Below are 10,500 nucleotides of genomic sequence, written 5' to 3' on the forward strand. Positions count from 1 at the left end.
CGTGGGTTGAAAAATTGAATGACGCCCCATTGTCCATTTATTAACCACTGGGGATCATCTTGATTCAATCGCTTAATTTGATCTGGTTTTAATCCGGCGGCGAGTTCGGCTTTGAAGGTGCGTAGGGCGGCTAATGGTGCGGGAAAATAGCAAACAATATCCTCCCAGGGCGTAGTATAATCCCATTCGCGATCGCCTAGTAAGCGGCGATAATTGGCATCTCCTTTAATCATCACAAGTTGGGATTGATTTAATTCACTGCGCCATGATTCTGGCATATCCCAAAAGGCGAGGGGCGCTGTCCAATAGGCATCCTCGCAGCAGATTATGTGACCTTTGTCAATATAATTTTTGAGACGTTCTCCTAGAGATTGTACCTCTTGATTGCTATGGTTACAGAGAACGTTGATGGTGTGGTCAACATCCTTAATCATGGCATCAGAAACAAATACCGGGTGAGGCTTTAAATGCAAGTAAACAGGTTGAGCGATTCCACTGTTGACGAAAAAGTCAGCTACACATAAATCACAGAACAACTCAAACCCAGCATTATCCACAATTAAATCAATGCGAACTTCCTTCAGATGAGCAATGTGATCAGCAATTTGGGGTGTATGATCAACTAAAAGATTTGCCTGTTCACGATAAGCTTCAATATTCATCCGTTGACTCTCTCCGGCGTCAGTGGGGAACAGGCTTAAATCAATGCGATTTCCCCAAAGGGCAAAATAAAATAGGGCGATTAAATCGGTACGGTTCCATTGTCCTTGAGCATCAACAAAGGTGTTAATTTTGCCACTCATTGTCTCAATGGCGGACATTACCTTTGCCAAACTGCTGTGTTTTTGCGGTTCAAAGGGATCGACTCGGTGCCATTTTCCCGGTTGAAAGTAGTGGGTGGCTTCTAAAATGCGACGGTAGAGGTAAACTTCTGCGGGATACCAGGGGATATCAATCCAGCGCTTTCCCTGGTAGGGTTCCATATAGGTGTTCCACGCCTCTAAATCGGGTTGAGTTTCATCCTCAAGCGATCGCACTTTTCCGTAAGGCAATTCCTGACGTAGATTCTCTAGATTCTGAGTAATCGAGGCGGGATAATTGTTAGATGCGATCGCACGTTGAATAATCGTCACCCAGCGTTGAGTCAGTGTCTGGTGAGCAAAGGAACCCTCCTCTGACATCATCAGGGGTGGAGGGATGGGGATACAGGGTTTAGTGGGGGACATAATCAGCGCGATCGCATCGGCTTGTAGTAAGGGCTTCAGCCCTATATTCCGTTGGGTTGAGCGAAGTCGAAACCCAACCTACAATCTATACCACAATTTTAGCTGTGCCACGCCACTACATTGTTTATCGGGAAGACAGCGCAACGGTGAATTAGCGCTAAAGCGCTCACTACGAACAACGGTGCCACGCCACTACATTGTTTATCGGGAAGACAGCGCAACGGTGAATTAGCGCTAAAGCGCTCACTACGAACAACGGTGCCACGCCACTACATTGTTTATCGGGAAGACGGCGCAACGATGAATGAGCGCTAAAGCGCTCACTACGAACAACGACGAACCTAGCTTGAGTCAGTGATTTTGAGGTAAGGTTAGAAATCAGATGGCAACGGGAGAGCAATAGGCAAAGGACGTTCTGATGAAGCGCATACATTCGGTGACTTTGGCATTCCTATCGTTAAGTACGGTCGTCTTTTCGACTATCCTATTGTCTGTTGGCGTTATCCAGCCTCAATCCATCGCCCAAGATGGGTTACTATCTCAAGCGCTGTCTGATTCTGAGGAACAAGAGTTGGAACAGTTGCGGGAGCAGCAGCGTATCCAAGAACAGGTGCAGGCGGAAGCTAATCGCGCCTTTAGTCGCACCACCACCCTGTTTAATGTCCTCTTGGCGGTTTTGGCGCTGCTGTTAATTGCCGCTATTGTTGGCTTATTCCTGTTGCGACGGGCGGTAATTCGTGAGGTGGCGGATTTGGTGCGGGCGCATCTGAATGAATTAACCGACTTGGAAGGGAAGATTAATCAGGCGAATCAACAGGTACAAGCGATTCTGGAACGTACCGAAGATTTAGCCAATGATTTGAATCGAGAAGCTGATGACTTCTATGAAGATATTGGCATGAAGCAGAAGGAGTCATCCCAGCTTCTGAGTGAACTATCCGACTCTCAACAACAAGCACTGCGGGATTTAAATACCCATATTAAAGACGCCCAAAAAGCCCTGGCTCAAACCGATAACGAGTTTTCTGATCATTTATTAGAATTGCGTTCTCAGGTTGAATCGGAACAAACGGATACCCTGGAGAACCTGAAACAATTAAGCGCCCAATTTACCCCGGAACTGGCGAAATTGCAACAGGATACCCACGCCGAAAAAGATCGGGTGGTGGAAAACCTGAAAAATTCAGAAACGGCGTTTAGTAATCAACTGGCGGAACTGTTTAACCAAGCCCAAAGCCAACGGGATGGAATTCTCCAGAGTTTAGAACAACTCAGTACCGAATTTGCTCCAGAACTCGCCAAACTGAAACAGGCGGCTCAAGGGGAAAAAGCAGCGATTATCCAGCGTTTGCAAAAAACAGAAACCGATTTTGGCAAGCAATTAACCCAACTGCAAAACGAGGCACAAAAACAACGGGATAGGATTCTCCAGAACTTAGAAAAACTCCAGAAGGAGTTTACCCCCCAGCTTGACCAAGTGAAAGGGTCACTGGACGAGAAAAAAGCGGCGATTTTACAGAATTTGCAACAGGCGGAAACCGAGTTTAAACAGCAATTAACCCACTTGCAAACCACGACGAAACAAGAACGAGAGAGTATTCTAGAGAATCTGCAACGCCTCGCCTCAGAGTTCTCACCGCAATTGACGGAGATTAAAACCAACGCAGAACAACAGGCGCAACAGCAGCAAGCTACAGCCTTTGATGATGTGGAACGGTTACGCCAAGAGGTGACGCGCCAACTGGAACAATCCCAATCGCAAATTCAAGGAGAGATTGATCAAACCTTGGGCAATTTGAAAAAATTGGAACAGGAGGTAACCAGTCAGCTTTCAACGACTCAATCAGGGGTACAAGAAAACCGCGATCAAACCCTGGAAAGTTTGAGTCAAATCCAAAGCGAGTTTACCCGCCAATTTTCCCAATTCCAGTCGGCGATTCAAGAGCGAAAAGATCAAGCATTCCAAAGCCTGGAAAAATTGGAGTCTATGTTAGGCGATGAGTTGACAGATATCCAATCTGATGCTAAACGACAAAAAGAGGAAATCCTGCAAAAGTTGGCAGAGATTACGCCAACTGAAATTGCCGAATCTGCCTTATCTGATGTCCTGCAAAAAATCCAACCCCTGACGGAACAACTGGAACGATTGAATGAGAATCATCCAGAGTTTTTCTTGAATGTCAAGGATTATATTAATCAGGGAGATAATTTATTTGCCCAAGGTGACTATGAGGAGGCGATCGCACGGTATGATCAAGCCTTAGAACTACAACCCGATAACTCGAATCTATGGCATCAGCGCGGTGTCGCTTTGTGGGAATTACAACGCTATCAAGACGCGATCGCATCCTTGGATCGAGGATTGGAACTCGCCCCCGAAGCCCCAGATACATGGTATTATCGCGGATTAGCTTTGCGAGAATTACAGCGCTATGAAGGGGCGTTAGTGGCGTTTAACAAAGTGATTCAAATCCAGCCTGATGATTACAAAGCCTGGTTGAATCGGGGAATGATGCTAGGGAGATTGAAACGCCGGGAGGATGCGATCGCATCCTTTGAGCAGGCGTTGGAAATCAAACCCGATTACCATGAAGCTTGGGTAAATCGCGGTGTGGTACTCGGCGCACTGCAGCAACATGAAGAAGCCTATAATTCCTTTGACAAAGCCGTACAAGTGCAACCAGATGATGGCATAGCCTGGTTTAATCGCGGCTTAGCCTTGGCGGTATTGGAACGGTATGAGGAGGCGGTAACGTCATTTGAGAAGGCGATCGAACTCAAACCCGATTCTTATAAAGCTTGGACCTATAAGGGGAATATGTTACTCAAGTTAAAACGCAATCAGGAAGCGTTAGAGAGTTATGATCAGGCATTAGCCATTCAACCCGATTATGCTCCAGCTTTTTATCAGAAAGCTATCGGCTATGCTCAACAACGTCAGGTTCACTTCAGTATCGACAACTTAGAAAAAGCGATCGCCCTGAATCCGGCGTATCGTCAGGAAGCCAGAACGGATTTGGACTTTGACGCGATCGCTCAAGATGATCGCTTCTGGAGGTTGATTGAACAATAAACGATTGAGACATTAAATCAAATGATAATCCAAGCAGAAGAACGACGAATGACGAATGACGAATGACTAAGGACAAAAAAATGACACCCGAACAGATGGATACACCTATTCTGGACAAGCTAATTGAACAACTGAAAATTATGCCTCAAGACTTGCAGTGGCGAGTGCTGGAATTTGCACGCACTATTTCCGGTTCAACAATTCAAGGCGTCCCTGGGCGACAATTACTACGTTTTGCAGGTTCAATTCCACCCGATGATGTTCAGTTGATGCGCCAAGCAATAGAACAAGATTGTGAGCAGGTTGACCTTGATGAGTGGTAGATACTTATTAGACACTAACATCATCATTGCGCTCTTTGCTGATAACGTAGCCGTGAGAAACAAGCTGATCCAAGCTGATGAAGTCTTCATTCCCAGTATCGCCGTTGGCGAGTTGTATTATGGTGCTAAGAAATCAGGACGGCAAAAAGACAATTTAGAACGGATTAATGAATTAATCGCCAACAGTACTGTCCTTGGATGTGATACACAAACGGCTCGTTACTACGGGGAGGTCAAAAACAAGTTACGTCTTAAAGGGCGTCCTTTACCTGAAAACGATATTTGGATTGCCGCACTTACTCTCCAATATAACTTGACATTAGCAACACGCGATCGTCACTTTCAGGACATTGAAAATCTACTAACTGTTGCTTGGTAACTCCTCAACCCCTTACAAAGGACGTAGCTTGCGCTCTTCGAGTATGACCAATAACCAATGACAAAACAATGACACCCGAACAAAAACAAGAAATCACCGAACTACGCGATCGCAACTTAACACCGAAACAAATTGCTCGCAAATTAGGATTACGGGCGGCTGAAGTCACCACCTATATCAAAGAACAGGCGGAGGAAAAAACACTTGCCCGTGTTGCATCGGGAGAATTAGATCCCGTTTTTGAATGCTTCGTCAACGCCAACTGTGCGGACTATTATCTCCACGAAAACCCTGATCCAATCCAAGAAACCGAGGACAATATCGACCGAGGTTTAGCCTTAGTCTGTATTACCCGCAAACCCAAGTATGACCGATTCATCGTTTGTACTTACCTACTAGATGTATGGTGTCTCGGCGTCAAAGATACCATGGGTCCGCGTCAACTGAATTCAGATGACTGAATCGTTTTTTCAATAAACCCGGGTATAATTTGAGTCCGTTCTGAGGGAAAGTTAATATCATTTAATCGCTTTTGCACCAGATCAACAGCGGTGAGCATTGTCCCCCTGTAGGCATCCATTGATCCGAGATTAAAAATATCATCTTTTAGTGTATCTTTAGCGGAGGGTTGGGGTAATCCAGCAAAGGAATCAAAAAGCCAAATTGTTTTATCCGTCTTTTGAATTTCATACGCCATTAATGCTGATGTCGCACCTTGGGCGACGCCAAATTCACAGATATCCCCTGATAAGGGTAAAGATTTATGTAAATAATTGACAATATATAGCGCTTCACTGACCGATGTACCTAAAAGTTTAAACAGTAAATCAGTTCTTACCTCGTCATAGTCGGGTAAATCAGTCAGCAGTATCTCTTTATAAACCCCTTCCACTTCTTTGAGCAGTGTTTTATATCGAGTATCGGGTTGATTCAGTTGTGCTAGTTGATAGCCTAACTCTTTTTTAGAATAAAACTTATATAATTTATCTAGACTGTTAAAAATTAACCGATCCATCAGGTTAAACATCAGATGGGTTTAGCTCCTAATAATGTTCTGACTCTGTATTAAACCATAAAACGTGAACCACTATTTTGCCACAGTCGCCCGTGGATTAGAACCCATTGCGGCGCAGGAAATTGAACGCCTAGGGGCGCAGGAGGTGCGTCCCGATTTTACCGGGGTGCATTTTCAGGGGGATACAGCGTTAATGTATCGGGTGAATCTCTGGGCGAGAACGATTTTTCGGGTACTCGTCGTTTTAGCCGAATTTCCTTGTACGAATGCGAAACAGCTTTATCAGGGAGTGCAAACCATTCCTTGGGCGCAATACCTCAAACCGCAGCAAACCTTAGCCGTAAATGCGACAGGAAAGACTAAACAGCTTAATCATAGCCACTTTAGTGCCCTCCAGGTGAAAAACGCGATCGTTGATCAACAACGGAACCAGATTGGTAAACGGTCAAGTGTCAATATAGAAAAGCCTGATTTGTTAGTCAATGTTCACATTCATCAAAACCGATGTATTCTTAGTTTAGATAGTTCAGGAACCAGTCTGCATCGACGCGGATATCGATCTGCTATGGGACTCGCCCCCCTGAAAGAAACCTTAGCCGCCGCACTGTTAGAATTAGCAGAATGGCATCCGAAGTTACCTTTATTAGACCCAATGTGTGGTTCCGGAACATTACCCTTAGAAGCCAGTTTAATCAGCTTAAATATTGCCCCCGGATTGTTTCGAGAACAGTTTGGATTTGAGCGTTGGTTAGACTTTGATCCCACCCTTTGGCAACAACTACTCAGGCAGGCAAAAGCCTGTCAGCACCAGGAATTAGCCGCACCGATTATAGGGTGCGATCGCGAGGCGGATATCCTCAATCAAGCCCGGAGTAATGCCCAGAATTGTGGCATTTTAGATCAGATCACCTTTATTCAACAAGACCTTTCCCAGTTAGAACCACCAGCCGATCGCGGGATAATTATCTGCAATCCTCCTTACGGAGAACGGTTAGGAAATGTTCAGGAATTGGGAGATTTATATAAATTACTAGGGGATATTTTTAAACAACGCTTTAAAGGTTGGACAGCATTTATCCTAACTGGAAATAAGCAGTTAGCCAAGCGAGTCGGATTGAAAGCATCGCGGCGAATTCCGGTGTATAACGGTTCTATTCCTTGCACCTTTTTAAAATATGAACTGTATTAATAATCAATTTTTTCCCACTCGCATTAAATCGCCTTAGGTTAAAACCCAAGGCTAAAAGCTAAAGTCGTCTAAAGTCCAGTAACCTAGTATTTCCAACAATTTCAAAACCCTACACAATCTTGATCAAAACACTTACAGCCCCTCTGCGAACCTCTGCGTTTTCCCTCTGCGTCTCTCTGCGTTAAAAAAATATCATTCCGATGTTGGAATTCAACCAAAACCACTCAACTTTAAACCCTGGGCTAATTGCTGCACAATAAACAACCCCGCTTTAGAATTACCCGTCTCATCTAACGCCGGAGAATAACAAGCGATCGCACCCTGAGACGGTACGATAGATAATATCACTCCACTCACCCCAGACTTAGTTGGCAATCCAACCTCTACCGCAAAGCGACTGGAAGCTTGATACAATCCACAAGTAATTAGAATATCGTTAACTGTGCAACGGTGTTGAGGTGATATCATGCTACTATCCTGCACCAGCAGCATCCCCAGTTGAGCTAAATCCGTCACGGTTCCCGATAGACAACAGATGTGATTGTAGGTATCCAGGGCAATTTCTGGATGATCCAGATAGCCAGAGGTGGCTAATAGATTCGCGATCGCGTGATTCCGTTCATTGGGGAGAGAACGCACCGACTGTAACATCGCCTCATCTAAAACCAACTGAGACTGCGATCGCTGATTCAACCACTGGCGCAGGCTTTCGCAACGAGACGCCCCATCCTTACCCGGTAAACGCCCAGCGAGTGCGATCGCGCCACTATTAATCATCGGGTTGCGGGGCTTTCCCCGATCAGCTTGCAGTTGGGCTAAGGAATTGAATGGCTGATCAGACGGTTCCATCCCCACCTGAGAAAATACCGCCTCTATCCCCAATTGTTCCAGCAAAAATAGTAAGACAAACGGCTTAATCACACTCATCAACGGAAATGAACGACGAATATCACCCGCCGCCACGCCTTCACCCTGAATCCTCTGTACCTGTATCGCCACCCAGCTTGGATTTGCCTGCGCTAGTAAGGGGATATAGGTTGGTAGTTGTCCTTCTTGACATTGTACGTTTGCTTGAATAATTAAGGTATTGAGTTGAGCCTGAGTCAATGCGGATAGTCCCAGAGAAGATTGATGATGATTCGGGTTATCCCTGTCACTGATAGGGTGCGACGTCTCAATTTTTTCAGCCATGCTACCCCCGATTAAAATAGATTGATTAAAGTGTAGATTTAAACCCTGAGCAATAAAAGCGAATCATCCACTGATCACCCTTAACTATTCTTATTGATAGATGTTCAAACTCCTAACGTTAACCGATAATGAATAGATCAATCATCAAAGTATAATCGGAGTTTAACAGAATATGGGTTGGTTACAACGACTATTTGGCATGGACAAGCCAAAAGAGGCAAAAGTAAACCCTCCAACACAGCAGCAGCCTTCATCCGCCGCCAGTCGCCCAAAAACAGATGAAGCCCCAGCCACGACGAAACTCTCCACCACTCCTCCAGAACGTCTTGGTTTACATGGAGAATATGACCAAAGCGGTTTAGCCAAGCGGGTGGCGTTAGCATTTGATGAAGATCCGGATTTAGATGATATCAATACGCTTTATGTCGCCCAAACGAGTACCACTGTGGTGTTGAAAGGTAAGGTTCCGAATCAGGCTATTTTGGACAAGATGGTGAAGGTTGCTAGAGGTGTTAATGGGGCCAAAGCGGTTGACACGACTCAAGTGACAGTAGGTTAACCTGTTCGCTATATTAGGCTATAATCGACCAAAAAGGCATTAGGTTAAAATCTAATGTCTTTTTCAATTATTTAGGGCTTGCTGCACAAATTGGAAATCCTTATCTATCAAGAGTTAGAGGAGGTTTAAAGCCGACTCTAAGTGCAATCCATCGCTCCTGGATGGGTGAAAAGCTTGCACTTATAGGGAGACGAAAAGCACTACTGTTTCCTTCATCTCCCCCTCACCCCCTCCTGACAGGTGTAGGTTTTTTATTTTAGGGTGGAGACTAGACTTGGGGACAAGGAAGGAAAGAAGACAAGGGGGAAAAACCGTACAGAATTCGGTTCGGTCAAACTAACTTCTAACTTCTCAAAGCCGAAACGCCCTATTTTTCGTTAAAACTCTTCCTTGTCTACGGTCGCTGAGCGAAGTCGAAGTGATGGTCTACTTGTCCTCCAAGTCTAACCTGAACCCCAACCTTAAAAAACCTACCCTTGTGAGGGGGGTGAGGGGTTGAGCTTAAGTTGACACGGATGGCTGACGTGCGCCCAATTTAACCGTAAAATCTATTCCACCATTTTAGATGTGCCACGCCACTCCATGAGTGCAACCTATCCGAAACACTTGACAATGGACTCAATTTTTCCGACAGTCTTAAAATAATCCGAAAATCTCGCAGACAATGAGTTGCTTATCCACAAAAAAACAATCATCTGTAACCATAATCGGGGCATTATTAATTGCTTTAGGACTAGGAGAAGCAACTTCTGCAACTTTTAGCGCCGAGCCTTTATTCGATACAGTCAATACCTATCAAACAACAATTACAACCAATGGTGATCCCGCTGATATTTATTTCCCAATTCCCTCAAATTATAACACCAACACCAATCAATTTCCCATCGCCCTAATGTTGCAAGGAGCATTAGTGGATAAAGCCGATTACGCCAATTTCGCCAGTACCGTTGCCAGTTACGGATTTGTCGTGATTGTCCCTAATCATGAACGAACTGTAACCAATCCCAGAACAGGAGAACCCGTCACTGGGTTTATTGCCGAACAGCAGCAAGTCAATGATGTTCTTTCTTATATAAAAGAAGAAAACACTAATTCTGCTTCACCGATTGCGGGAATTGTTAATACCAATAAACTAGGATTACTCGGACATTCCTTTGGCGGTTTTGTCGGATTAGCTGTTATTCAAGACATCTGCGTTCCTAGAGTATGCGCTGGTAAATTTACCCAGCCTCCCGAATTAAGGGCTGGTATTTTCTATGGTACAAACTTTAAAGATCCCCCCGAAACAGGTTCATTTCCGCCGATTAATAATCAAACAATTCCCACCGCTTTAATTGCCGGGAGTCAAGACACAATTGCCGATTTAGTGGAAATTACAGCTACTTACAACCAAATTCAAGATCCACCCAAGGCTTTAGTCATTGTCAAAGGGGCTAACCATTATGGGATTACCAATGAAGATAACCCCGTTCGCGATCCTGTTAGACCTTTATTAGACCAGGATGTAGCCACAGAAACTATCGCTCGTTGGAGTGCCTTGTTTTT

The 10,500-nt window shown here is 44.8% G+C and carries 10 protein-coding genes; 7 read left to right on the plus strand and 3 right to left on the minus strand.

Annotated features, from left to right (window positions below):
* Positions 1–1,226: damage-control phosphatase ARMT1 family protein (locus tag ACLFWI_RS18940; protein WP_446414199.1), on the minus strand; the 1,226-nt coding region annotated here is incomplete at its 3' end.
* Positions 1,227–1,644: 418 nt separating this feature from the next.
* On the opposite strand from ACLFWI_RS18940, the gene ACLFWI_RS18945 reads away from it, so the two are divergent.
* The 4 genes from ACLFWI_RS18945 to ACLFWI_RS18960 all read left to right on the plus strand — a co-directional run bounded on the left by ACLFWI_RS18945 (position 1,645) and on the right by ACLFWI_RS18960 (position 5,462).
* A complete protein-coding gene (locus ACLFWI_RS18945) occupies positions 1,645–4,299 on the plus strand; it encodes a tetratricopeptide repeat protein (protein ID WP_446414200.1) in 2,655 nt (884 codons plus the stop codon).
* A 95-nt stretch (positions 4,300–4,394) separates the two neighbouring features.
* Positions 4,395–4,622 (plus strand): hypothetical protein, encoded by a 228-nt coding sequence (locus ACLFWI_RS18950; RefSeq protein ID WP_446409912.1) that lies wholly within the window; start codon positions 4,395–4,397, stop codon positions 4,620–4,622.
* Complete coding sequence (locus ACLFWI_RS18955; protein WP_006098245.1) at positions 4,612–5,001, plus strand: type II toxin-antitoxin system VapC family toxin; 390 nt, start codon at positions 4,612–4,614, stop codon at positions 4,999–5,001. The genes ACLFWI_RS18950 and ACLFWI_RS18955 overlap by 11 nt, the downstream gene beginning before the upstream one ends.
* A 68-nt stretch (positions 5,002–5,069) precedes the next feature.
* Positions 5,070–5,462, plus strand: a complete 393-nt coding sequence (locus ACLFWI_RS18960; protein ID WP_446414201.1) for a hypothetical protein — start codon at positions 5,070–5,072, stop codon at positions 5,460–5,462.
* Here the strand turns inward: ACLFWI_RS18960 and ACLFWI_RS18965 are convergent.
* A complete protein-coding gene (locus ACLFWI_RS18965) occupies positions 5,441–6,028 on the minus strand; it encodes a TylF/MycF/NovP-related O-methyltransferase (protein WP_446414202.1) in 588 nt (195 codons plus the stop codon). The two genes, ACLFWI_RS18960 and ACLFWI_RS18965, sit on opposite strands and share 22 nt — an antisense overlap.
* A 52-nt stretch (positions 6,029–6,080) precedes the next feature.
* On the opposite strand from ACLFWI_RS18965, the gene ACLFWI_RS18970 reads away from it, so the two are divergent.
* The gene (locus ACLFWI_RS18970; RefSeq protein ID WP_446414203.1) at positions 6,081–7,205 is read left to right on the plus strand and encodes a THUMP domain-containing class I SAM-dependent RNA methyltransferase; all 1,125 of its coding nucleotides are present in this window, start codon (positions 6,081–6,083) and stop codon (positions 7,203–7,205) included.
* Positions 7,206–7,415: 210 nt separating this feature from the next.
* Here ACLFWI_RS18970 and glsA read toward each other — a convergent pair whose 3' ends face one another.
* Complete coding sequence (gene glsA, locus ACLFWI_RS18975) at positions 7,416–8,396, minus strand: glutaminase A (RefSeq protein ID WP_446414204.1); 981 nt, start codon at positions 8,394–8,396, stop codon at positions 7,416–7,418.
* A 172-nt stretch (positions 8,397–8,568) separates the two neighbouring features.
* On the opposite strand from glsA, the gene ACLFWI_RS18980 reads away from it, so the two are divergent.
* Positions 8,569–8,955: a BON domain-containing protein gene (locus tag ACLFWI_RS18980; RefSeq protein WP_446387640.1), complete on the plus strand. Its 387-nt coding sequence runs from the start codon at positions 8,569–8,571 to the stop codon at positions 8,953–8,955.
* A gap of 664 nt (positions 8,956–9,619) precedes the next feature.
* Positions 9,620–10,500 (plus strand): alpha/beta hydrolase family protein (locus tag ACLFWI_RS18985; RefSeq protein ID WP_446414205.1); only part of this gene is annotated, 881 nt, incomplete at its 3' end.

The organism is Coleofasciculus sp. (assembly GCF_046539235.1).
GTDB lineage: Bacteria > Cyanobacteriota > Cyanobacteriia > Cyanobacteriales > Coleofasciculaceae > Coleofasciculus.

Bases quoted from the DNA above. Each gene is read 5' to 3' on its own strand.
- ACLFWI_RS18965 (WP_446414202.1), bottom strand. From the start codon at position 6,028: ATGTTTAACCTGATGGATCGGTTAATTTTTAACAGTCTAGATAAATTA.
- ACLFWI_RS18980 (WP_446387640.1), top strand. From the start codon at position 8,569: ATGGGTTGGTTACAACGACTATTTGGCATGGACAAGCCAAAAGAGGCA.
- ACLFWI_RS18945 (WP_446414200.1), top strand. From the start codon at position 1,645: ATGAAGCGCATACATTCGGTGACTTTGGCATTCCTATCGTTAAGTACG.
- ACLFWI_RS18950 (WP_446409912.1), top strand. From the start codon at position 4,395: ATGGATACACCTATTCTGGACAAGCTAATTGAACAACTGAAAATTATG.
- ACLFWI_RS18960 (WP_446414201.1), top strand. From the start codon at position 5,070: ATGACACCCGAACAAAAACAAGAAATCACCGAACTACGCGATCGCAAC.
- ACLFWI_RS18955 (WP_006098245.1), top strand. From the start codon at position 4,612: ATGAGTGGTAGATACTTATTAGACACTAACATCATCATTGCGCTCTTT.
- glsA (WP_446414204.1), bottom strand. From the start codon at position 8,396: ATGGCTGAAAAAATTGAGACGTCGCACCCTATCAGTGACAGGGATAAC.